General features: G+C 45.4%; 23 protein-coding genes, 1 other RNA gene and 3 pseudogenes. 7 read left to right on the forward strand and 20 right to left on the reverse strand.

The window, feature by feature from the left end:
- Positions 1-113 precede the first annotated feature (113 nt).
- The 5 genes from A3CS_RS0105195 to A3CS_RS0105215 all read right to left on the reverse strand — a co-directional run bounded on the left by A3CS_RS0105195 (position 114) and on the right by A3CS_RS0105215 (position 5,971).
- Positions 114-1,103, reverse strand: a complete 990-nt coding sequence (locus A3CS_RS0105195; protein ID WP_005544319.1) for a ribonucleotide-diphosphate reductase subunit beta — start codon at positions 1,101-1,103, stop codon at positions 114-116.
- 130 nt (positions 1,104-1,233) lie between these two features.
- A complete protein-coding gene (locus A3CS_RS0105200) occupies positions 1,234-2,919 on the reverse strand; it encodes a ribonucleoside-diphosphate reductase subunit alpha (protein ID WP_005544317.1) in 1,686 nt (561 codons plus the stop codon).
- 275 nt (positions 2,920-3,194) lie between these two features.
- On the reverse strand, positions 3,195-4,001 hold the full coding sequence (gene trpA / locus A3CS_RS0105205) for a tryptophan synthase subunit alpha (protein ID WP_019518295.1): 807 nt from the start codon (positions 3,999-4,001) through the stop codon (positions 3,195-3,197).
- 2 nt (positions 4,002-4,003) lie between these two features.
- Entirely contained in the window at positions 4,004-5,197 is a 1,194-nt protein-coding gene (gene trpB / locus A3CS_RS0105210) for a tryptophan synthase subunit beta (protein WP_005567646.1), read from the reverse strand.
- A gap of 9 nt (positions 5,198-5,206) precedes the next feature.
- Entirely contained in the window at positions 5,207-5,971 is a 765-nt protein-coding gene (locus A3CS_RS0105215) for an SDR family oxidoreductase (RefSeq protein ID WP_211205773.1), read from the reverse strand.
- Between the two features lie 408 nt (positions 5,972-6,379).
- Here A3CS_RS0105215 and A3CS_RS0105220 point away from each other — a divergent pair.
- Positions 6,380-7,120, forward strand: a pseudogene (locus tag A3CS_RS0105220) (TonB-dependent receptor plug domain-containing protein); the annotation flags it as partial.
- Here A3CS_RS0105220 and A3CS_RS1000000111475 read toward each other — a convergent pair.
- Positions 7,035-7,361 carry a DNA-binding protein gene (locus tag A3CS_RS1000000111475; protein ID WP_080630354.1) on the reverse strand — a complete coding sequence of 109 codons (327 nt, stop codon included), beginning with the start codon at positions 7,359-7,361 and terminating at the stop codon, positions 7,035-7,037. The pseudogene A3CS_RS0105220 and the gene A3CS_RS1000000111475 sit on opposite strands and share 86 nt — an antisense overlap.
- An 8-nt stretch (positions 7,362-7,369) precedes the next feature.
- Positions 7,370-7,558 carry a helix-turn-helix domain-containing protein gene (locus A3CS_RS0105225; protein ID WP_019518297.1) on the reverse strand — a complete coding sequence of 63 codons (189 nt, stop codon included), beginning with the start codon at positions 7,556-7,558 and terminating at the stop codon, positions 7,370-7,372.
- 134 nt (positions 7,559-7,692) lie between these two features.
- On the opposite strand from A3CS_RS0105225, the gene A3CS_RS0105230 reads away from it, so the two are divergent.
- A complete protein-coding gene (locus A3CS_RS0105230) occupies positions 7,693-8,202 on the forward strand; it encodes a helix-turn-helix domain-containing protein (RefSeq protein WP_005546052.1) in 510 nt (169 codons plus the stop codon).
- Between the two features lie 188 nt (positions 8,203-8,390).
- Here A3CS_RS0105230 and A3CS_RS0105235 read toward each other — a convergent pair whose 3' ends face one another.
- The 4 genes from A3CS_RS0105235 to A3CS_RS0105250 all read right to left on the reverse strand — a co-directional run bounded on the left by A3CS_RS0105235 (position 8,391) and on the right by A3CS_RS0105250 (position 12,355).
- Complete coding sequence (locus tag A3CS_RS0105235; protein WP_019518298.1) at positions 8,391-8,591, reverse strand: hypothetical protein; 201 nt, start codon at positions 8,589-8,591, stop codon at positions 8,391-8,393.
- A gap of 370 nt (positions 8,592-8,961) precedes the next feature.
- On the reverse strand, positions 8,962-10,266 hold the full coding sequence (locus tag A3CS_RS0105240; protein WP_005588631.1) for a sodium ion-translocating decarboxylase subunit beta: 1,305 nt from the start codon (positions 10,264-10,266) through the stop codon (positions 8,962-8,964).
- 10 nt (positions 10,267-10,276) lie between these two features.
- Complete coding sequence (gene oadA / locus A3CS_RS0105245; protein WP_005544789.1) at positions 10,277-12,073, reverse strand: sodium-extruding oxaloacetate decarboxylase subunit alpha; 1,797 nt, start codon at positions 12,071-12,073, stop codon at positions 10,277-10,279.
- A 15-nt stretch (positions 12,074-12,088) separates the two neighbouring features.
- On the reverse strand, positions 12,089-12,355 hold the full coding sequence (locus A3CS_RS0105250) for an oxaloacetate decarboxylase subunit gamma (protein ID WP_005544786.1): 267 nt from the start codon (positions 12,353-12,355) through the stop codon (positions 12,089-12,091).
- Positions 12,356-12,708: 353 nt separating this feature from the next.
- Between A3CS_RS0105250 and A3CS_RS1000000111480 the strand changes: the two genes are divergently transcribed.
- Positions 12,709-12,897 carry a hypothetical protein gene (locus A3CS_RS1000000111480; RefSeq protein WP_005561119.1) on the forward strand — a complete coding sequence of 63 codons (189 nt, stop codon included), beginning with the start codon at positions 12,709-12,711 and terminating at the stop codon, positions 12,895-12,897.
- Positions 12,872-13,249 (forward strand): hypothetical protein, encoded by a 378-nt coding sequence (locus tag A3CS_RS0105255; protein ID WP_005544784.1) that lies wholly within the window; start codon positions 12,872-12,874, stop codon positions 13,247-13,249. Before A3CS_RS1000000111480 ends, A3CS_RS0105255 begins: the two co-directional genes overlap by 26 nt.
- 120 nt (positions 13,250-13,369) lie before the next feature.
- On the opposite strand, the gene hybG is transcribed toward A3CS_RS0105255, so the two are convergent.
- The 9 genes and pseudogenes from hybG to A3CS_RS0105295 form a co-directional block, all read right to left on the reverse strand.
- On the reverse strand, positions 13,370-13,645 hold the full coding sequence (gene hybG, locus A3CS_RS0105260) for a hydrogenase maturation factor HybG (protein ID WP_005544782.1): 276 nt from the start codon (positions 13,643-13,645) through the stop codon (positions 13,370-13,372).
- A 29-nt stretch (positions 13,646-13,674) separates the two neighbouring features.
- Positions 13,675-13,833: pseudogene (gene hybE / locus A3CS_RS1000000112455) on the reverse strand ([NiFe]-hydrogenase assembly chaperone HybE); the annotation flags it as partial.
- A 263-nt stretch (positions 13,834-14,096) separates the two neighbouring features.
- Positions 14,097-15,527, reverse strand: a complete 1,431-nt coding sequence (gene trpCF, locus A3CS_RS0105265; protein WP_005588635.1) for a bifunctional indole-3-glycerol-phosphate synthase TrpC/phosphoribosylanthranilate isomerase TrpF — start codon at positions 15,525-15,527, stop codon at positions 14,097-14,099.
- 8 nt (positions 15,528-15,535) lie between these two features.
- Positions 15,536-16,537 (reverse strand): anthranilate phosphoribosyltransferase, encoded by a 1,002-nt coding sequence (trpD, locus tag A3CS_RS0105270; protein ID WP_019518299.1) that lies wholly within the window; start codon positions 16,535-16,537, stop codon positions 15,536-15,538.
- An 11-nt stretch (positions 16,538-16,548) separates the two neighbouring features.
- Complete coding sequence (locus A3CS_RS0105275) at positions 16,549-16,941, reverse strand: tautomerase family protein (RefSeq protein WP_005543439.1); 393 nt, start codon at positions 16,939-16,941, stop codon at positions 16,549-16,551.
- Positions 16,942-17,014: 73 nt separating this feature from the next.
- Positions 17,015-17,604 (reverse strand): annotated as a pseudogene (locus tag A3CS_RS01000000110915) (aminodeoxychorismate/anthranilate synthase component II).
- A 10-nt stretch (positions 17,605-17,614) separates the two neighbouring features.
- Positions 17,615-19,162 carry an anthranilate synthase component 1 gene (locus tag A3CS_RS0105285; RefSeq protein WP_005544774.1) on the reverse strand — a complete coding sequence of 516 codons (1,548 nt, stop codon included), beginning with the start codon at positions 19,160-19,162 and terminating at the stop codon, positions 17,615-17,617.
- Between the two features lie 167 nt (positions 19,163-19,329).
- Entirely contained in the window at positions 19,330-19,884 is a 555-nt protein-coding gene (locus tag A3CS_RS0105290; protein WP_005544773.1) for a KdsC family phosphatase, read from the reverse strand.
- The gene (locus A3CS_RS0105295) at positions 19,884-20,819 is read right to left on the reverse strand and encodes a KpsF/GutQ family sugar isomerase (RefSeq protein ID WP_005544771.1); all 936 of its coding nucleotides are present in this window, start codon (positions 20,817-20,819) and stop codon (positions 19,884-19,886) included. Before A3CS_RS0105295 ends, A3CS_RS0105290 begins: the two co-directional genes overlap by 1 nt.
- 126 nt (positions 20,820-20,945) lie before the next feature.
- Between A3CS_RS0105295 and rnpB the strand changes: the two genes are divergently transcribed.
- From rnpB to pheS, 3 genes are all read left to right on the forward strand, one after another.
- An RNA gene (gene rnpB, locus A3CS_RS1000000111180) (RNase P RNA component class A) lies at positions 20,946-21,334 on the forward strand.
- 167 nt (positions 21,335-21,501) lie between these two features.
- Positions 21,502-22,377: a protease HtpX gene (gene htpX, locus A3CS_RS0105305; RefSeq protein WP_005544769.1), complete on the forward strand. Its 876-nt coding sequence runs from the start codon at positions 21,502-21,504 to the stop codon at positions 22,375-22,377.
- A gap of 261 nt (positions 22,378-22,638) precedes the next feature.
- Positions 22,639-23,628, forward strand: a complete 990-nt coding sequence (pheS, locus tag A3CS_RS0105310; protein WP_005574468.1) for a phenylalanine--tRNA ligase subunit alpha — start codon at positions 22,639-22,641, stop codon at positions 23,626-23,628.
- Positions 23,629-23,645: the final 17 nt, after the last annotated feature.

Genomic DNA, 23,645 nt, shown 5'->3' on the forward strand with positions numbered 1-23,645 from the left:
CCGTTGCAATTTTAGCCGATTTTATAAAGGTGTTTAGACATAATCGGTTACGGTTTCCCCATGAAAAAAGTGCGGTGAAAAAACACATTAATTTTCTACCGCACTTTTTGAAGCTAAAATAAATCGTCTGCCGTGATTTGTTTCATTTTTTTACTGTAATCGGTGGAGCGCTTGTTGAAGAAATCCGTTTCCTTGGTGGAGAGAATTTCAATGTCAAACCATTCCGTTTCCTTCAATTGCGCCGGACTGATGTTGTAAATCGGTTCCAAACCTAACGTCACTAGAGAGTTGTTGTAACGGTTGGCAATGTAATTTTCGACGGTGGCTTTGCTTAAGAAACTCAATTCGCCGTCTTCGAAAATCCAGTCCAAAATCGCTTTTTCCGCGTTGAAAGCTTGTTCGGCGAGTTCTTTTAATTCCGCATAGAACTCGTCGGTAAATAATTCCGGCTGTTCTTCGCGTAAAAGATGATAAAGGCTAATACCAAAACGCCCGTGAATTTCTTCTTCTTTGGATGTGGCTTCTACCGCATTAGAAATGCCTTTGAACAGGTTTTTATGTTTGTTGAAGCTCATCATGATAACAAACTGGCTGAACAGCGAAATGTGTTCCACGAACAGTGAAAACATCACCAGTGAAAGCACAAAATCCTGTTGGCTCACGTCTTTTTTACGCATGAAGGCTTCCATGTACTCAATGCGCGCCATGATGGCTTTGTATTGACGCACGTTGCGGAACATTTCATTCAACCCGAGTTTTTCCAGCAGGAAAGAATAGGCATCTTTGTGGCGAATTTCCGATTCCAGAAAACTACCGCCCACATCTTCAATTTCCGGTTTCGGGAAATAATTATAGAGATTGCCCCAGAAGCGTTTGACGCTTACTTCAATTTGCGAAATGGCAAGCATGGTTTTGGTGATAACGGCACGTTCAACATCGCTGATATGGGTGCGAAAATCCTGAATGTCGCCGGTGAAATTAAATTCCGTGTGAAGCCAGTAAGAATGGCGGATAGCGTCTTTAAATTCAAGCAGTTCGGGATATTCGTAAGGTTTAATTTCAAAGCGTGGGGTAAATAAGCTGCGTTTTGCGGTGGCGTTCATTGTGCGATCCTCGTGATTCATGGAATAAGGCTTGATTTGCCGGTGTGTGCCGTAAAATTTGGCACGCGTTAGAAAACGCGCGCTATCATCTGTTTTGTTGTAAAAGTGCGGTGGTTTTTTCTCGTGTTTTTTAACCTTCACAACTGCTACAATTAAGCAGGTTACGGTTAAACACTTGCGCCGCACTCATGCTGTATTGGTAATAAATGGATTTCAAACCCAGTTCTTCGGCGGTGAGGTAAAGCTGATTTAAATCACGCGCCGGGGTCCCCGGATGCACCATGATATTAACGCTTTGTCCTTGGTCGATGTATTTTTGACGTTGTGCCGCCTGTTGAATCACGGAAAGTTGACTGATCTCCGAGAAGGTTTTAAACACCTCTTTTTCCTGTTCGGTCAGCTCGTTTAAATGCTGTACGGAACCGTCATTGAGCAGAATGCTTTCCCAAATATCTTCGCGATCCAAGCTTTTTTGTTTGAGCAGGGCTTCTAAAAACGGGTTTTTATAGACCACTTTAATTTTGGACAAATCTTTCACGTAGTAATTGGATTTAAACGGCTCGATAGATGGCGATACGCTGCCTAAAATAAAGCTGCTGGATTTGGTCGGCGCCACGCTCATTAAGGTGGTATTACGGCGGCCATAACCTTTCAGAATTTCCGGTTCACCGAAACGATGTGCCAGCTCTTTCGAGGCTTTTAAGGTTTTTTCCTGTAACAATTTGAAAATCATATTGTTATGTTGCATGGCTTCAAAGCTGTCGAAGGCGATATTTTTCGATTGCAAATAGCTGTGCCAGCCCAGCACACCCAAGCCCAGCGCACGATGACGACGGGCAAATTTATTGGCTTTTTCCATGTATTGAATATTGGCGCTTTGTGCAATGAACTCGCTCATCACTGTATCCAGGAAATAGGTCAGCACTTCCGGTGCGTCGGTGTCTTTCCATTCATCAAAATAGAGCAAATTCATAGAAGACAAACAACACACGAAACTTTCATCTTCGCTGGACGGCAAGGCGATCTCACTACACAAATTGGAAGCGTGAATCATCATGTTGCGATCTTTATACACGTCCGGACGACCGGCATTGGCGTTATCCTTGAAGAACAAATAGGGAATGCCCGTTTCCGTCTTACGTTGTAACAATTTTGCCCAGATTTGGCGCTTGTACGGATCGCCGGCTTTCATTGCTTCTAACCATTCGTGGCTGACGCATACGCCGTAATACATTAACTGAATCGGGTTGCCTTCGGTGTGAATATCCAGCCATTCTTCAATGTCGCCGTGGTCGATGTCGATATAACCGGCGAACATCCCTTTACGGCTGGTGCCTTGGCTGATGGTGTCAATGGTAGCCTCAAACAGTTTAGTGAAGGCGAAAGAACCGTTGGATTTACCGTTATTGGTAATGTTGGAACCGCGCGGGCGAATATCGCCGAAATAGCCTGAGGTGCCGCCGCCGAGTTTGCTCATCACGCCGATTTCCGCCACAGTGGACATAATGCTGTTGATGGAATCACCGATATAGGAACCGAAACAGCTGATGCTTAAACCGCGACTTAAACCGAAGTTCGACCAAATCGGTGAGGAGAGGGAATAATAGCCGCGCGCCATGTAGTGATAAAATTTATCCGCATAGCCTTCAATGCCGAGTTTTTGTTCGGCATAATCGGCAATAAAGCGAATGCGTTCTAGGGCAGAAGTGCCTTCTAACAGATAACCACGTTGTAAAAACAATTTGCTGTCTTCATTAAGCCAGGCAAAATCCGGTCGATTCGGATCGGTAATTGGAAGAAATTGGGTGTGAGACATAATAACCTTGTAAATTAGTAAGAATAAATCCCGTTTATGCTAACAGGATTTAATTGTGATGAAAATCAGGATTTTTATTCTCTTTGAATAGTGGTGAAAAATAAAAATAAACACAACATCTAGTGGTTATTGAATTCATTAACCCTAAATAGCGAAAACTATAGAAAAGAGAGTAGACCAGTGACAGGGTTTGTAAAAAGGTGGAAAATTCAGAAAAACGGAAAGGATTTTAACCGCACTTTCGTGACATTTCAAAAGTGCGGTTGTTTTTTTGGTTATTTCGTCGCCGCTTTCATATTGCGTACGAATTCGCCGAGTTCAGTTAAACATTGGGCGTGGTTATCCAAATTTCGCGCAATGATTTTCACCGTAGCGGAACCGGAAATCGCCCCTGCCGCGCCCAGTTGCAGTGCTTCTTTTACCTGCGCCGGTTGGGCGATGCCGAAGCCTTGCAGAATTGGCGCGGCGTGGTGGGCTTTGAGTCGTTCTACTAAGCTGTCCAGATTCGCCGTATGGCTTTGATTTTCTGCACCGGTCACGCCCGCGCGGGAAACCAAATACGTGTAACCTTCACTATTTTGCGCCACATCTTGAATGGTTTTTTCGTCTGCATTCGGCGGGCAAATAAAAACGGGTTGAATACCGTGTCTTTTCGCGGCGACGACATAATCGTCTTTCGCCAACAACGGAATATCGGCAACCAACACGGCGTCCACGCCCACGTCGGCGCAACGCTGATAAAAATTATCCAAGCCTTTGGCAAAAATTAAATTGGCGCAAAGCAGCAAACTCATCGGAATCTCCGGATATTTTGACCGCACTTTTTCCAGCAATTTAAAGCTGTCTTCCGTGCTGTGACCGGCGTTTAACGCACGATTGTTGGCGGCTTGAATCACCGGTCCGTCCAATAAGGGATCGGAGAACGGAAAACCCAGTTCCAATGCGTCCGCCTCGTTATCCACCAGGGTGCAAATAATGTCAAAAGAACGGTCGAAAGTCGGGTCGCATAAGGTCACGAAAGGAACGAATGCGCCTTCATTTTGCGCGTGTAATTGGGCAAATGTGGTTTCAAAACGGCTCATGATTACATTCCTTTTTCATTTAAAATTTTATCTACGGTGAAAATATCTTTATCGCCGCGACCGGACAAATTCACCACCAAAATTTGTGCTTTATTTGGTTCCTGACGGATCATTTTTAAGGCTTGGGCGAGGGCGTGGGAGCTTTCTAACGCAGGAATAATGCCTTCGTGTTTTGCCAATGCTTGGAACGCGTCAAGGGCTTCATTATCGGTAATACTTGGGTATTCCGCACGACCGATGCTTTGTAAATAGGCGTGTTGCGGCCCCACGGAAGGGAAATCCAAGCCCGCCGAAATGGAATAGGATTCTTCCACTTGACCGTCTTCCGTTTGCATCAACGGTGATTTCATACCGAAATAAATTCCCACTTTGGCATGACCTAACGGCGCGCCGTGTTTGCCCGTTTCAATGCCTTTGCCGGCAGGTTCCACGCCGATTAAACGCACCTCTTTTTCGTCAATAAAATCGGTAAACATTCCGATCGCATTTGAGCCACCGCCGACTGCCGCAATTACCGCGTCCGGTAAACGACCTTCTTTTTCCAGCATTTGGCGTTTGGTTTCTTCCCCGATCATTTTCTGGAATTCACGCACGATAGTCGGAAAAGGGTGCGGACCTGCCGCTGTGCCGAGCAAATAGTGCGTATTTTCATAATTTGCCGACCAGTCACGCATGGCTTCGCAGCAAGCGTCTTTCAAAGAACAGGAACCTTTTTGCACCGGTACCACTTCCGTGCCCATTAAACGCATACGAAACACATTCGGCGATTGGCGTTCCACATCTTTCGCGCCCATATAAACACGGCACGGCATATCCAACATGGCGCAGGCGAGAGCAGTGGCGACACCGTGCTGTCCCGCGCCGGTTTCGGCAATAATGCGGGTTTTGCCCATGCGTTTGGCAAGCAAAATCTGACCTAATACCTGGTTGGTTTTATGTGCGCCGCCGTGTAATAAATCTTCCCGTTTTAAATAGATTTTGGCGTTGGTGCCTTTGGTGAGATTGCGACAAAGGGTAAGTGCGGTGGGTCTGCCGGCATAATTTTTCAATAAATCCTGAAATTCGCGCTGAAATGCAGGATCCGCCTTGGCTTCTACAAACGCTTTTTCCAACTGTTGCAACACCGGCACTAGAATTTCCGGCACATACATTCCGCCGAATTCCCCGAAATACGGGTTTAAAATCGTTTCCGCCATCTTGCTTCCTTAATCTAAATTTAAATTCCTTGCTACATTAAGCGGGGCGAAGGTTTGCGCCGTCGGCATCACTTCAATGCGGTTAATGTTGACGTGTTCCGGTTGTTGATTGAGCCACAACACGATATTGGCAATATCTTGTGGCGTAACATATTGTACGTTTTCGTAGAGTTTTTCCGCGCGGGCGTTATCGCCTTTAAAACGTACGTTAGAAAATTCCGTGCCGCCGCACAGTCCCGGTTCCACATTGGAAACGCTAATATTGGTTCCGGCAAGATCGGCACGTAGGTTTAAGCTAAATTGTTTTACAAAGGCTTTGGTACCGCCATAAACATTGCCGCCAGGGTAAGGATAGGTGCCGGTGATAGAACCGAAGTTGATAATGTGCCCCTGATTACGCGCCACCATTTGCGGCAACACTAAGCGGGTCATAGTGACTAAGCCTTTCACATTGGTATCAATCATTTTGTCCCAATCGTCTAAACTCACCTTGTCTGCGGATTCCAAGCCTAATGCCAGCCCTGCATTGTTGACTAACAAATCGATTGCCTGCCATTGCGGCGGTAAGGTTTTCAACGCATTTTCAGCGGCGTGACGGTTGGAAATATCAAAGGTGAGAGGGAAGAAATGTTTGCCGTATTCTTGTTGAAGCTGCGCTAAACGTTCGCTTCTTCTGCCGGTGCCGATCACCGAATAACCGGCATTCAATAAGGTTCGGCAAATGGCGTTACCAAATCCGGCGGTGGCGCCGGTAACCAATGCGATTCTTGTCATCATTATTTCTCCTTATCTTGTGGGAATTGTGTGTGATGAAAATTCATGTGGAAAAATCACCGCACTTTTGCTTGAATGCGAAACATACTACTCCACTAGTACAGAAAAATATAGAAGTTTTATTAAGAAACTTGAAGTCGGGGAAGGAAAAGTGCGGTGAAGCATAACGTTACTTGATAAGTATCTTTAATGATATATAATGATAACTATTATCATTCGGTGTTATTGATAATAGCTTTCGCTGATTAATACTTATAGATTAAAAATGCGTTGAGCTTCTTCGTTGTTGGTATCAAATCAACAACACAAATACTGCTTAAGATGTTGGGTATGAAAATCGTTGTTGATTTCGTTTTTTGACAAACAGTACAGCGCCGTTTTTATTGCTCATTACTAAAGGGAAAATTAATGAAAAAGCAACCAAAATTTTGTGTTAACCTCATAACCTACCTTTTCGTTTCTTGTTATAGCTACGTCGGCTATGCCGCTACAGCCGATACAAAAAAAGAAGAACTTGAAACCATCGATGTCGTTACAGAAAAAATCAAAGACCGGAAAGACAATGAAGTGACCGGATTAGGAAAAGTTGTAAAAACAACTGAAACGATAAATCGTGAGCAAGTTTTAAATATTCGGGATTTAACCCGCTATGATCCGGGAATTTCGGTGGTCGAGCAAGGTCGGGGCGCTTCTTCCGGTTATTCCATTCGCGGAATGGATCGTAATAGAATTTCATTAAGTGTAGATGGTCTACCTCAAAGTCAGTCTTATGTGGTTCAAGGCCCACCGGCGGCCGGCAACGGCTATTCCGGTACAGGTGCAATTAACGAAGTTGAATATGAAAACGTAAGATCCATTGAGATCAGTAAAGGTTCCAGTTCTTCAGAATATGGTAATGGTGCATTGGCCGGTGCAGTGGCGTTTCGTACTAAAACAGCAGATGACATTATCCAGCCCGGTAAAAACTGGGGGTTACAGACCAAAAACGCTTATGCCAGCAAAAATCGTGCTTCCACATATTCCATTGCAATAGCGGGAAAAAACGATGGGTTTGAAGGTCTTTTTATCTACACGGATCGTCGAGGTAAAGAAACACAAATTCATCGTGATGCGCGCAGGGGAAGACAGCGTTATTCCCGCCAGGTTGCCGTACCGGGTAACCGTCGCCGTTGACCCATTCCATCGCCTGCATATCGGCGACCGTACGCACCATAGAAGGAAACATCCGGCTCATGGCGTATTCGTAACCGCCGCCTTTGCCTTGTCTAATCCGACATTTCCAATTTTCTCGTTTAGCTTTTGTTAAAATGGCTTTTTTTGTTTTAGGTAAACTTATTAAACCAAGCTCAACAAGAGACTGCGCGCTGTAATGTGACTCTAGTTCATACATATGAACCCCTAACAATCCAATTGGATATTTAATTTAATTGCTATTTCACGTTCTCTGCCGTAATTAAGCTTAGATCTGCCATTCAAAACTCGACTAATCTCATTTGAGGTATAGCCGTTTCGACGCCCCCATTCGGCTTGGGTAATATTTATTTCTTTAAACCAAGCCTTAACTTCCTCTCGTGTTTTTTTCTGCATAAAACCACCTTTTTATGGACTAAAAACAGTTTATGAACTAAACTACCCATTCAATTTAATATTGAATCATATAGTTCAATATTGTTTACTTAGTTCATATTAAATATGAACTTTCTGAATTGCAAGGTTTTTTTATGAAAAATTTCACAGATATCGTCAATCGATTAAAAACTGAACTATCGGTATCCATGGATAAGGATATTGCTGAATTTTTAGGCATGTCTAAAAGCGCATTTGCAGAAAGAAAGCGTCGAGGAGTATTTCCTAAAGAAGCATTGATGCTGGCGGATTTAAAACATTCAGAACTAAAACTAGACGTCGAATACATTCTAACTGGCAGAAAAGGGGATGAACTGAGTCAACTCTTAACTAGCGTATCTAAAAAGAGGATTGATCACCCTTTAGACCCTGAAGATATATCAATAGAGGAACAACCAATCACCCCCAAAGATGCGGATGCATACGTTTTAGTGAATATGGAGGAAAAAATTTTATTAAACTGGTATAGAAGAAGTGATACAAAAGGCAAGAAGCTAATTTTAGATATAGCTAAGATGTCTCACGAAATGCTATTGACACAAATGAGATTGATTGAGTACACAGAAAACAAACTATTCAACAACACAGAAAGAGAAAAGCGATAAACTAATAAACCCCCTTTATTTCAAATAGTTACATTAATTACAACTACACAGAAAAAAAACGGAAAACTACACAGAATAAAAAATTTACTGTGTACTATATTTAGCACCAACTGGGCGCAGCATTAGCCTTTAATAGATTCATTAAAGAAAGATATTAAAAGCAATAGAAAGAACACCTCTCAATTTAGTTAAGCCAATATAAGACAGGAAACCTGCAAATCATCAGGCAAGTCGTTCACATCGGGAAACCATTTCAAGACTTCATCTTGATTACCGTATTCATTAGTTCTGATAACATCATTAAGTTCCAAAAGGACATCCCTTGGCAAAGATGAAATCAAAGATTTTCGACCCATTTTTTCACTCCTTTTAATTTCTTTATTTCCCATTATATTCCTTTATTTATTTTATTCAAGGTCCGCCAATTACAACATAATTCAACAAAATCCCTAGCTTCTTATTTTTCTAATGTTATGTGGTTGGGTACATTAACCAATTCAATTTTCTAAACGCGACCCTTCAATTCGTTCAAATTCTCTTAACTTATTGCTAACCAACATCAATCCTTCGCTTGCGGCATAAGCACCAACTTTTGGTTTGTATGTCGGGTAAAAGAAGAATTAAAGCATACCGGTGGGAAGTAAAAGTGCGGTGGGTTTTTAAATAGATTCTCGCGAGCAAAAAAAAGGCACACGCCGGTGAAGCGTGAGCCATCATTCTATTTAAAAAGTGCGGTCGGTTTTCGCAACGTTTTTACCGTTACAACATTGCGCCCACATATTTCAGCATCACCCCGGCGGCAATGGCGGAGCCGATAACACCGGCAACATTCGGACCCATGGCGTGCATGAGCAGGAAGTTTTGGTTATCCGCTTCCAATCCCACCTTGTTGGAGACGCGCGCTGCCATTGGCACGGCGGACACTCCGGCGGAGCCGATAAGCGGATTAATTTTGGTTTTGCTGAATTTGTTCATTGTTTTCGCCATTAACACGCCGCTGCCCGTACCAATGCAGAAAGCAACCACGCCGAGAATTAAAATGCCCAGGGTTTGCGGTTGCAGGAATTTATCGGCAATGAGTTTGGAACCCACGGACAAGCCAAGCACGATGGTAACGATGTTAATTAACGCGTTTTGGGTGGTGTCGCTTAAACGTTCTACCACGCCGCTCACGCGCATTAGATTGCCGAAACAGAACATACCGAGCAATGGAGCGGCATCTGGCAATAATAAGCCAACAAGCAACAGCAAAATCACCGGAAACAGGATTTTTTCCCGATTGCTTACATGGCGTAATTGGGTCATGCGGATTTTACGTTCTTCTTCCGTGGTGAGGGCTTTCATTATCGGCGGTTGGATCAACGGCACTAACGCCATGTAAGAATACGCCGCGACGGCAATGGCGCCGAGTAATTCCGGTGCAAGTTTACTGGTGAGGTAAATTGCCGTCGGACCGTCCGCCCCGCCGATAATGCCGATGGAAGCGGCTTGCGGCAGCGTAAATTCAATAATGCCGAAATAATTTAATCCTAACGCGCCAAGCACGGTGGCGAAAATACCGAACTGTGCCGCCGCACCGAGGAGTAGGGTTTTCGGATTTGCCAGTAACGGACCAAAATCCGTCATGGCGCCCACGCCCATGAAAATCACCAGCGGCGCAATGCCGTAGCCGATAGCGACTTTATAGAACAACGCCAGAATGCCTGCGCTGTAGCCCATATCCACCGACAAGGTTTCCAACTGGTTAATCATGGAAGTCGGCGCAGAAGCAATGGCTGTTTTGATGATCGCCGGATCAGGCGCAACGCCCAATTGCGCGGCAATCACGGCGATTTGTTCCGGCGAGCCAAGGTGGAGCAGGTTTTCCAATGCGCTCATGGCAAGCCCGGCTTCCGGAATGTTTGACAGCAAACCGCCGAAACCGATAGGCAAAAGCAGCAACGGCTCAAACTTGCGGGCAATGGCAAGCCACAGCAGGAGCAGGCTGATACCAATCATTACCGCCTGCCCCCATTGCAGGTGAAATATCCCCATGCCTTGAATTAATGCAATAATGCTATCCATAGGGAACTCCTTACACGAGGGTCATTACGGTATCACCCACCGCCACGGCGTCGCCGGCTTTCACCACAATGCCGCGCACTGTGCCGCCTTGCGCCGCTTTTACTTCGGTTTCCATTTTCATGGCTTCAAGAATGAATAACACATCACCTGCGGCAACGGTTTGTCCTTCTGTTGCCACCACTTTCCAGATGTTACCTGCCATCGGCGCAGTGACCGGTGTGCCTCCACTGGTTGGCGCCGGGGCAGGTACGGCTTGCGGCGCTGCTTGTGGTGTGGTAGTTGCCATATGAGAAATGTCACCGCCTTCGCTCACTTTCACCACAAAGGCTTTGCCTTCCAATTCCACGGTGTAAACGGCAGATCCTGATGCCGCCGGTGCGGCTTTAGAAACAGGTTTATTTTCGACCGCACTTTCATTACTCGTCGGTGCCGGTTCAAAGGCGGCAGGATTGTTGCGATTTTCCAGGAATTTCCACGCGATTTGCGGGAAAAGGGCGACGATTAAGGCATCATCTACGGCATTTTCGGACAATTTCACCCCTTTCGCTTTGGCTTGTTCGGCGACTTCCGCTTCAATTTTTGCCATTTCAGGGGCAATGTGATCGGCAGGGCGGTCGGTCATCGGCGCAGCGCCTTCCAATACGCGGGCCTGCAATGCGCTATCCACCGGTGCCGGTGTTTTGCCGTATTCGCCTTTTAAGATACCAGCGGTTTCTTTGGCGATAGTTTTGTAGCGTTCGCCTGTGAGCACATTAATTACGGATTGCGTGCCGACGATTTGTGATGTCGGAGTCACCAACGGAATGTAACCCAAATCTTTGCGTACACGCGGAATTTCTTCCAACACCAGATCCAATTTGTCGGAGGCGTTTTGTTGTTTTAATTGGTTTTCCAGGTTGGTGAGCATACCGCCCGGCACTTGCGCCACCAAAATTCGGCTGTCCACGCCGCGAAGCTGACCTTCAAATTTTGCATATTTTTTACGTACATTGCGGAAATACGCTGCGATTTTTTCCAGGCGTGGAATATCCAAGCCGGTGTCGTATTCAGTGCCTTGCAAAGTTGCCACGATGGATTCTGTGGCAGGGTGACCATAGGTGGCGGACATGGAGGAAATCGCTGTATCCACACCGTCCACACCCGCTTCAATGGCTTTTAACAATGCCATTTCCGCCATGCCGGTGGTGGAGTGGCAGTGCAAATGCAATTCCACGTCGAACCGTTTTTTGATTTCGCGTACCAATTCCGCTGCCGCCATCGGGTTCAAAATGCCCGACATATCTTTAATCACGAGGCTGTCGATCCCGATTTCAAGTAACTGTTCGGTGGTGTCGAGCCAGGTTTGCATGGTGTGAACGGGGCTGGTAGTGTAACTTAACGTCCCTTGCGCATGGCCGCCGAATTTACGCACCGCTTGCAACGCCGCTTTCATATTACGCGGGTCATTAAGGGCATCGAACACACGGAACACATCCATACCGTTCGCCACGCAGCGTTCCACAAAACGCTCCACCACGTCATCGGCATAGTGGCGATAACCCAGTAGATTTTGACCGCGCAACAACATTTGTAACGGGGTTTTCGGGCAGGCTTTTTTCAACTCACGCAAACGCACCCACGGATCTTCACCCAAAAAACGAATACAGCTATCAAATGTCGCACCGCCCCAAGCTTCCAGCGACCAATAACCGATGTCGTCCAATTCATGGGCAATCGGCAACATGTCATCAAGACGCAAACGGGTTGCAAAAAGCGATTGGTGGGCATCACGAAGCACCAGTTCGGTCACTTTAATTTTTTTAGTCATAGCAAAATCCTTGTTTTATTTGAACTGTTGGGTACGGCGATGGTGCGCGATAGCCGCTGCAATCACAGGGCGCAAACGCTCAAAATCGTCAGTGGAAGCCGCAGAAAGTGCGGTGGAATTTGGGGGAGTTTTTGGCGAGGGTTGAGGCTCGGGAAAATATTTGTTGATAAGTTTCGACATCAGCCCGATTGCCCAAATCAAAATAAGCAAAAAGACCAACACAAAACCCATCCCTGAAAACATCAGATTAATTCCTTCACCGAAAAGTTCTGCCGAAGTCATCAGTCGTTTCCTCATATTTTTGAAATGGGAGTTTCATTCTAGCGGATTCACTCCATCAAAACCGTGATTGAGATCATAATTTACGCCGATGGCACGGTTCGGCGTGGAAAGTGCGGTGGTTTTTGAAGTGATAGCGCACAAGCGTCCACACTTGTGCTGAAAATATATATTTGTGGAAATAAAAAAGTACAAGTGAAAAACGCTTGCGTCAGCAGGGGGGGAGCTATGGGAAATTTCCTAATTACATAAAAATATATTAATAAAAAACTGTTCTATAATTTTGACTGTACTTTTTGTTCAATGTAATATGATGTATCTCAACGGTTGTACTAAAGACTTGGAGGTTATATATGATGGCTACACTGAAACGTTTAGTTGATTTAAGTATTGTCTCTCGTGTATTGCAAAATCCAACAGAGTATTCCGATATACATAATGGATTTGTTAAAGATCGGGCTAAATTACGTGGGGATTTTAATACCACAGTATCAAATTTAAATCGTAACACTAGAAAATATGGCAACGAAAAATACACAGGTTAAAGCAAAAAATTCTGTAGGTAATGAAATTAGCTTATCTCATAGCCAAACAGATAGTCCTATTCTTGATGTAAATTCTCTTGAACGCTTAAATACATTTCGACCTGATTTGGTTGATTTTGTTATTAAAGAAACTGGAGAAGAAGCTAAAAATCGCCGTAAACGTGAAGTTAAAATTGATTGGTTTACTTTTATTGAAAGAATGGGGGCGTTGCTTCTTGCCGCAGGTATAGCAACAGGTGGTATATTCGGTTCCATTTATGCTGCTGCAAATGGATATGAGAAACTTTCTTGGATCATTGCGAGTACGTGTATTGGTTCATTGGCGATCGCTTTTCTAAAAAGAAATAGATAAAAATATGATACATAATTTTTATTTCTGAAGTAATGGAAGATGTAAGTGTATAAATTTGTCTTCCATTTATTATTTGAAATTATAATTTATTCGTAAAAACCAACCGCACTTTTCCTCAACCTACCCCTGATTCAACCCCAAAAAATCGCCCACTTCATGTTCCAACTGACTCATGGCGATCAAAGCTTCTTGAGTTTGTTTGGCTTCTTCTTCGTCGATGATGCTCATGGCGAAGCCAACGTGGAAGAGGACCCATTTGCCAAGGAGCAGTTTGGGGTCGTCGTTGCAGATTAATGAAATATTGATGTCGCGTTGAACGCCACACACGTCCACGGTGGCGAGTTGTAACGCGCTATCGCCGATTTTAACGATTTGTCCCGGCACACCTAAACACATAATTCATTCACTCCATTTGCAAATTGCGTTTATTTTATCATGGCGTTAAACAGGTTTCGGCGATCCGGATCAAATTTCGGTTGTTTTGTTGGCATAGATAAAATCATGCGCAGGCAATCCTGCGTGAGCTGCACCGCTTGAGCTTGAGTTAAATTCGGGTCGATAGGAGAATGCAGGGGGGCTTCAATGCCGGTAAGCGGGGTAAAAAGTGCGGTGTTTTTTTGCGGTGTTTTTTCGTGTCGGTATATGGTTGTTTATCAATATTAATAAAATTAAAGAATAGCAGAACCTTAAAGATGTACAACCAAAACATCGTCTACATTTTTCCCTAAGGACATCGTTTACATTTCGTTGGGTTGTACAATACTTTTGAAATATCAATATATTACAATGTTTCTAACAGCAGTGGTCTCCTGATGCGTGCCATCGTTCGTATTATGGTTTGGTGATTTTACAAAATCTTCGCAAAAACCGACCGCACTTTTTCGGCATCTTTCACGCCTGGGGCGCTTTCTACGCCGGAATTGAGATCAACGCCTGCACAATGTTGTGCCAATGCGTCTTCAATATTACTCGGGCTAATGCCGCCCGCCAGAATAATTTTATATTTCAATTCCTGCGGAATCAGAGACCAATCAAAAGTCGCCCCCGTGCCGCCTTGTTGTGTGCCTGATTTGCTGTCGAAAATAAAACGATCCACCTCGGAAACGTCGTCAAAATTAACCGCACTTTTATGCTTCACATCTACAGAAATGGCTTTCCAAATACGAATATGTTGAGGCAATTGAGCGCGAAGTGCGGTGATAAATGCCGGCGTTTCGTTTCCGTGCAACTGAACGGCGTAGAGTTGTAACTGTTGGGCGATTTTCACAATAAAATCAATGTTCTGATTTTGGAACACGCCCACAAAACGCAGTGGGGCGGCGGTCACCAATTCCTGCGCCTGACGTAAACTGACGCAGCGTTTAGACTGTTCGGCGAAAATTAGCCCACCATATAAAGCGCCGTTGTCGTAAACGGTTTTCACATCCTGCGCACGGGTTAAGCCACACACTTTGTTTTCACCGAAAATCACTTCACGTACGGCGTTATTTAAATCCGCGCTGCCCATTAAGCTGCTGCCGATTAAAAAGCCATGGGCAACGCGTTGTAATTCACGCACTTGTTGATGATTATAGATGCCCGATTCGCTGATGATTCGCACATCCTCAGGGATTTTATCCGCATATTTGGCGGTGAGTTCCACCACGCGATTTAAATCTACCGTTAAATCATGCAGGTTACGATTGTTCACGCCGATAATTTTTGCGCCTAACGCCAAGGCGCGTTCAAATTCTTCCTCGTTGCTGGTTTCGGTCAGCACGCCCATGCCGAGGGAATGGGCCAAATCCGCCAAAATGCGATAGGTTTCGTCGTTCACCACGGAAAGCATCAGTAAAATGGCGTCGGCTTGATGAAAACGTGCCAAATAAACCTGATATTCGCTGATCATAAAGTCTTTGCACAACACCGGTTGCGTGACAACGTCGCGAACTTGCTGAATATAGGCAAAATCCCCTTGGAAATATTTTTCATCGGTTAGCACGGAAATCACGCTCGCGTAATTTTTATACACCTGTGCAATCTCTGTCGGTTTAAATTCACTGCGAATCAATCCTTTGGAAGGCGAGGCTTTTTTACATTCCAGAATATATGCCGGCTTTTCATGCGAACCTTGCGTCAACGCGCCATAAAAAGTGCGGTCGGATTTTTCAATGTTTTTTTCAAGGGCACTCAACGGAAATTCCGCCGCTTTGGCTTTCACCCATTGAGCTTTGTCGAGAACGATTTTTTGTAGCACTGTGGCGGTTTCGAGTGGTTTGGAGAAGTCTTGTGTGATCATATTATCAGTTAATTAAATAATGGTTGGATGTTAAATACGGTGTGTTGCTGTTCAATTTGCCATAAATCGTAGTCTGCTTGCATACCCAGCCATAATTTCGGTGTTGTGGTATTCAATAATTCGCTTAATCGCACAGCCATTTCAGGCGTTATACTTGCTTTGCCGTTGCCTTGTAATAGTGTGGTGATCATTTGCGCATTTTCAGCCGGTTCGCCGCCGCGTAAGGTTTCTAATGGTTTTGCTTGGAAGCCGAAATCCTGTGGTGTCAAGGTGTAACGCTCGATATTGCCGTTGCGTACTTCTGCCACTTGTGTGATGCCGTGGATTGCCACTTCGTCCAAACCGCTGCCATGTAAGATAATGGTGTGTTCATGTCCTAATTGGGCGATGGTTTTGGCATAAACTTCAATGAGTTCGGGGGAATACACGCCGAGTAGCTGGCGTTTCGGGCGGGCGGGATTAATCAGCGGACCGAGGATATTAAATAGCGTACGGGTTTTTAAGGCTTGGCGTACAGGAACTACATATTTGAAGCCCGGGTGATATTGTTGGGCGAATAAGAAACAGATGCTGATGTCGTCCAATACTTTGCAGGCTTGTTCCGGTGACATGGCGATGTTGACGCCAAGGGCGGTTAATAAATCGCTCGAACCGGTTTTGCCGGAAACGCTGCGGTTGCCGTGTTTTGCCACTTTCGCGCCGCAACTTGCCGCGACAATGGTGGAAGCGGTGGAAATGTTAATGGTGTTGGCGCCGTCACCGCCCGTGCCTACGATGTCGGCAAAAGGGTAGTCGGGCGTTGGAAACGGTTTGGTGTTTTTCATCGCGGCTAACACGGCGCCGTTGACTTCATCAATGGTTTCGCCGCGTACTTTTAAGGCAATTAACATGGCGGCGATTTGTTCGTTGCTTAACGCGTCCGACATAATGGCGTTAAATAGAATTTCACTTTCCGCTGCGGTTAAGGTGTGTCCGCCATACAGTTTTTCTAACAGGGCTTGGCTTTCCATCGTCGTCACCCTTATTTATTAATATCGTAATCCAAATCGCGCGCTTCATCGCCGGTCATGCCACGGAAGCCCCAGCAATGTGCGGGTTGTTCTTTAATGGTGATTTCCACGTCAAACGGGCTAATGCCTAATTTATATTCAAATTCGCTGAACAGCATTTTTATCAGGCGCTTTTTGGTTTGCTCCAGGCGCCCTTGCATTAAATTGATTTCAATCACCATGTAATTATCGCTACGGTTGGCGGTGTGCGGATAGTAAAAGTCATCATCTTCCAAGCAAATAAAACGGAGTGCGTGCTTGCCTTTTGCTACGTCTAAGCCAAGTTCCAGGCAGTTATAAATCACTTCCGCCACGGCGGATTTGCGCGGGGAAAGGGTGCGTTTTAAGCCATATACTGTGATCATTGTATTTCCTTTGTTCTTTGTTAATGGAGCGTTTTCTAACTATAGCTGTTGAATACTAAAGTGCGGTCAGAATTTACGGCGTTTTTCGCGCCAACAACCAGTTCACCGATTGTGCCAATAATTGCGCGCCTTGTACCGTTAAAATGGATTCGGATGGAACTGGAAGCTGCAAATTGGCAAAGTGCGGTGGCGAATTGCCATGTTTATGCCGTTGTAGGCAGCGTTCGGAATCAGGTCGTCGGGGAGATTGATGCCCATTAAGGAATGGTAGCGCGCTACCGGCATAGGGTTGCTTAAGCCTTTGAACATGGCTTCGTTATCGTGTTCGATTCCGGAGACTTTGCCGTGCAGAATTTCGCCCGCATGAACCACTTTGCCGCCGAATGCTTCAATTAATGCCTGATGTCCCAAACAAATGCCCAACATCGGGACTTTGCCGATTAAGCATTTAATCAACGGAATCATGTTACCGGCTTCGTCGGGTGTGCCCGGCCCCGGGGAAAGGGCGAGAATGGTATCGGGTTGCGCCAATGCGGTTTTTTCCAACAGATCTAAATCGCAATCATTGCGGTAAATGTTCACCTGGTGCCCTAAACCGCGAAATTGATCAACCAAATTGTAAGTAAAGGAATCAAAGTTATCTAAAAATAAAATGGTTGCCATGAGTTAACTCCTATTGATTCGCTTTGTTGTTGGTTTGTACGATGGCGTTAATTACCGCGCGGGCTTTGTGGCGGGTTTCGTCGGCTTCCATTTGCAGGCCGGAATCCAACACGGTGCCACAGCCGGCTTGTACATGGGTGATGCCGTTTTGCACGAAGGCGGAGCGAATGACGATACAGGTGTCAAAATTGCCGTCGGATTGCAGATACCCCACCGCACCGCCGTAACTGTGGCGTTTTTCCTGTTCAAATTGATAAATCAGCTGCATAGCTTTGATTTTCGGTGCGCTGGTTAGCGTGCCCATGTTCATACAGGCTTGATAAGCGTGCAACGCATCCAGTTCGGGGCGGAGTTTGCCCACCACGCGGGAAACCAAGTGCATAATGTGTGAGTAGCGGTCCCCCTGCATCAAATCCTTCACGTGACGGGTTTTGCTTTCACATACGCGGGCGATGTCGTTACGTGCCAAATCCACCAACATTAAATGTTCCGCCTGTTCCTTGTGATCTAAACGTAATTCCAATTCCAGGCGGGAATCCAATTCCGGATCGATATTGCCATCGGCATCAAAACCGCGCGGACGGGAACCGGCAATCGGGTAAATTTCCAGTTGGCGGGTGGCTTGCGAATATTTCAAGGCACTTTCCGGCGAGGCGCCGAACAGGGTGAAATCCGCATCCTGAATGAAGAACATATAAGGGCTCGGGTTGTTTTGTTTGAGTTGACGATATGTTGCCAGGATGTTCGGGCATTCTAGAGAAAAACGGCGGGAAGGCACGATTTGGAACACATCGCCGCAATAAATATGCTGTTTCAAACGCTCAATAATTTTCTTGAATTTATCATCGTTCAGATTAACGGAAACCTCCGTTGAGGCGGGTTTGAGCGGTAAGTGCGGTCGAATTTCCAAGAGTTTTTTGGCAATGTCCTGCGCTTCCTGTTGCAACGCATTTTCTTGATGTTGTGTAAAGCAGAAAGTTTGCAATTCCGCCTGTTGTAATTGATGGTCGATCACCAGTAATTGTTCAGCTAAATAAAAGCAATAATCCGGACAGGTAATGCCATCATCTTGCAGCTGAATGTTTTTCATCGGAATAAAATTCGCCACCAAATCGTAAGCGAACAAACCGCCTAAAAATACCGGTAACGGGCTTGCCTTGTAGAGTTCGGTGAAGCAGCGTAAGCCGTCGAAAATGCTTGCCGCCAGCAATTTGCTGTCTTCATCGGCATTGTTATCGGCCGGGGAAAACTCCACGTCCAATTGCTCGCTTGTGCGGGATTTTACACTGACGTGCGCCGCTAATTTTTGCTCGATTAACGGCAATACCGCCGCGCCGTTGTGGGTTAATGCGTGAAACCTCACCCGTTGCCCCAAACAGGAAATTTTAATGGCGGCATTGACGAGTAATAAACTTTTTAAACTGTTTTTGCTGGAAATTTCGGCGGATTCTAAAAGCAGGGTGTTTGGTTTGTTTTCACATAATGTGGCGAAAATCGCGGTAGGATCGCTATGATAAGGGACATTTTGCGTAAACGTTTGAATAAAAGCGGAGGACATTCTCATTTCCTTATAAAGCATGAAATAAATTTTGCACTATTAAACTAGTACAAGGGGTAAAAGTCAAGGGAAATAAAAATTTTGTTTAAGGTTTATGGAAATAGTTGAGGGGAAAAGTAGGGCGCGTTATCTGCGCCCGTAAAGTGCGGTTCTTTTTTCAAGCGTTTTTACTGTGCCATCTTCTTCGCTGTTTTCAAAAATCCTTGTGCGGAACTGTAAATGTCGCTTTTGCCTTGGGCGTTTAAGATCATGTCGGACATTTCACGAAACGCCCCTTTGCCACCGCCTAAACCTAGGACGTAATCGGCGCAATCTTTGACATATTCGGGCGCGTCGGCAACGGCGAAGGAAACGCCGCAAACGGCAAAAGCGGGAAGGTCAACGCTGTCGTCGCCGATGTAGACGGTTTGTTCGGGCACAACACCGGCTTGGCGGCATAATTCCAAACAGGCGCTTTCTTTTTCCAATTTACCCAAAAAGAAGCGTTTAATGCCTAAATCGGCAATGCGTTTGCGTAAAATCGCCGAATCACGCCCGGATAAGACGGCGACCTGCACACCGGCTTCCATCAACATTCGGATGCCTAAACCGTCGCGCACATGAAAACTTTTGATCGCTTCGCCGTTGGCATCGTAGTGCAATAAACCGTCCGTTAATACGCCGTCCACATCGGTGATGACGAATTTCACCTGCTTCAATTTTTCTTGTAATTCTGTTGTCATTAACTTGAAAACTCCACTAAACCGACCACGTGTTGCGCATCATCCACTACAACCAAAGAATGAATTTTATGCGCTTTCATGTAATTTTCCGCTTCCGAAATATAGGTGTCTTGGTGAATGGTCTTCGGATGAGAGGTCATGAGCTCCTGCGCAGTTTTATTCAAGGTTTCTGCACCGTTTGCGGTGAGCGCGCGTCGAATATCGCCGTCGGTAATAATGCCGCGCAGTTGCTGTTGTTCCATCACCAACGCCACGCCCATTCTGCCTTCGTTCATGATGGTCAAACAATCGGTGAAGGTGGTGGTTAATGCGGCGATCGGTAAGTGGGTTTGCATTTGATCTTTCACGCGGCATAACAAACAGCGTCCCAAACTGCCGCCAGGGTGGAATTTGGCGAAATCTTCCGGTTGGAAATCGCGGGCGCGCACTAAACAGACGGCTAATGCGTCGCCCAATGCCATGGTGACAATAACGGAGGTGGTCGGTGCCAGATTATTCGGGCAGACTTCGCGTTCTACGGTGATGTCCAACACATAATCCGCATGGCGCGCCAGCGTAGAATTTTTATTCGAGGTTAAAGCGATGATTTTATTACCGAAGTTTTTCAGGCTTGGAATGAGTTTGTTCACATCGTCGGTTTCGCCACTGTAAGATATGAGCATAACCAGATCAATGGGTTTGAGCATACCCAAGTCACCGTGAAAGGCTTCCGTCGGGTGTAAGAAGAAACTCGGCGTGCCGGTGGAAGCGAAAGTGGCAACCATTTTTTTGCCTACCAATCCGGACTTGCCGATGCCGCCGATAACCAAACGACCTTTGCAGTTCAGAATCAAATTTACGACGTCGGCGAAAGTGCCGTCTAATCTTTGTTTAAGTTGCCCGAGGGCGTTTTCTTCCACACCCAGGGTTTCCTGAGCGATGTGTAAATAATCCATTGCGGTTTCCTTATTAGCGCGGGGAAAGTGCGGTTTGTTTTCGGAACGTTTTTTGTGGCGCTCATTCTAGCCTAACTTTTTACTTAACACTATATTTCGCCAAGAATTTAGGCTATACTGCGCGCCTGAGTTGGTCAGGCAATCGCCGGTCTATTGAAGCCTCTAACGTCGCACAAGCGTAAACCGGGGGACAAGTAGGCGGGAGGAAAGTCCGGGCTACACAGGGCAGAGTGCCGGATAACGTCCGGGGGGCGAGAGCCTACGACAAGTGCAGCAGAGAGCAAACCGCCGATGGCTCGCAAGAGATCAGGTAAGGGTGAAAGGGTGCGGTAAGAGCGCACCGTGCCGCCGGTAACGGTTGGCAGCAGGGTAAACTCCACTCGTAGCAAGACCAAATAGGAATCCAATGAATGGCCCGTTCAGGATTCGGGTAGGTTGCTTGAGCGTATGTGTAAATGTGCGCCTAGATGAATGATTGTCCACGACAGAACCCGGCTTATCGACCAACTCCATTTTTCTTTTCAAAAAACGTCCTTAAAACCGACCGCACTTTTTTGTATGTTTTCCCATTAAATTATCATTCTTCCGTAGAAAATTCATCGGTATACTTGATTTTCCTGTTTTTATCATCATTATAGCCAAGTATATTTTCATTATTATTTTATTTAGGGAGTTTTTATCTATGATGCGCATTTTACTTTTCTTAGCCACGAACATGGCGGTTTTACTGGTTTTCAACATCATTTTATCTTTAACCGGCATTCAAGCCCGTGACGCGTCCGGGTTAATGATTTTCGCGGCACTGTTCGGTTTTGCCGGTTCCATCATTTCCTTATTTATGTCTAAAACTATGGCGATTCGTGCCATCGGTGCGGAAGTGATTCAACAACCGCGTAATGAAACCGAACGTTGGTTGGTGGATACCGTGTATTCGCAAGCAGAACGTGCCGGTTTACCGCGCCCTGAAGTGGCTATTTATCATTCCGCCGATGTCAACGCCTTTGCCACCGGTGCGAGCAAAAATAATTCGTTGGTTGCCGTAAGTACGGGGCTGTTAAACAAAATGACGCGCGGTGAAGCGGAAGCTGTACTGGCGCATGAAGTGAGCCATATTAAAAACGGTGACATGGTCACGATGGCATTGTTGCAAGGCGTGTTGAATACCTTTGTGATTTTCTTATCGCGCTTAATCGCGAATGTAGTCGCCAATTCTCGTAATCAGGGCAGTGAAAGTTCAAGCAATTCCGGTATTTATTTCTTGGTGTCCATGGTGCTGGAAGTGGTGTTCGGTTTCTTGGCAAGCATGATCGCCATGTGGTTCTCCCGTCAACGTGAATTCAGAGCGGATGCCGGTTCGGCGGATTTGGTAGGCAAACAAAAAATGATTGATGCGTTAAAACGTCTGCAAAGTTTGCATGAACCGCAAGAATTAGAAGGTTCCGCCTTAGCGGCATTTGCCATTAACGGTAAACGTGGCGGCGGTTTGAAAGAGTTATTTTTAAGCCACCCGTCGTTGGAAAAACGTATTGAAGCGTTGCAACAGTTGCGTCAGTTATAAAATTTCATTTTACCGATACGAAATAGAGGCTTTTGAAGTCTCTATTTCTTTGTCTGTAAGAAATTGGGCTTAATAGATTCAGCATTAAACTTTCTCTCGTTCCCCAAAGTGCGGTTGTTTTTTTATGTGTTTTTTCATCAGTATCTTTTCCGACTCACGAATAATTTGCCTAAAACCTGATAAATTGCGTGATTTTCTAAGTAGTTAATATTATCATTATAAGCATTTTTCCAGATAAATCGAACATGACAGAGGATATATATGCAGCATCTTAAAGATCTTGTGGAGAAAGCAAGAAATGCCATAGACAGTATTGAAAATAAAAGCCTTGCGGCGCTTGATGAAATTCGGGTGGAATATTTTGGTAAGAAAGGGCATTTTACCCAATTAATGCAAGAACTTCGCAATGTGGCGGCGGAAGAGCGTCCGGCGGTGGGTGCAAAAATTAACGAAGCCAAACAAGCGGCGTTGGATTTCTTAAATGCCAAAAAAGCAGAGTGGGAACAAGTCTTATTAGACGCCAAACTGGAAAATGAACGTATTGATGTGAGCTTGCCGGGGCGTAAAGTGGAAATGGGCGGTTTACATCCGGTTTCCATCACTATTGAACGTGTCACCAAATTTTTCTCCGAATTGGGTTTCTCCGTGGAATCCGGCCCTGAAATCGAAAGCGATTATTATAACTTTGATGCCTTAAATATCCCGAAACATCACCCGGCACGCGCTGATCACGATACCTTCTGGTTTAATCCTGAGTTATTGTTAAGAACCCAAACCTCCGGTGTACAAATTCGTACCATGCAAAAACAACAGCCGCCGATTCGCATTATGGCGCCAGGTCGTGTGTATCGTAACGATTACGACCAAACCCACACACCGATGTTCCATCAAATCGAATTATTGTATGTGGACAAACACGCCAATTTCACCGAATTAAAAGGCTTGTTACATGATTTCTTACGCGCCTTTTTTGAGGAAGATTTACAGGTGCGTTTCCGTCCGTCTTATTTCCCGTTCACCGAGCCTTCCGCTGAAGTGGATGTGGTGGGAAAAAATGGAAAATGGTTGGAAGTGTTGGGTTGCGGTATGGTGCATCCGAATGTGTTGCGCAATGTCGGTATTGACCCGAACGAATATTCCGGTTTTGCGGTGGGCATGGGTGTAGAGCGTTTGACTATGTTACGCTACAACGTCACGGATTTACGTTCATTCTTCGAGAATGATTTACGCTTTTTGAAACAGTTTAAATAATTTTGAGTGAGAGATAA

This window comes from Aggregatibacter actinomycetemcomitans DSM 8324 (genome assembly GCF_000372365.1).
Lineage (GTDB): Bacteria > Pseudomonadota > Gammaproteobacteria > Enterobacterales > Pasteurellaceae > Aggregatibacter > Aggregatibacter actinomycetemcomitans.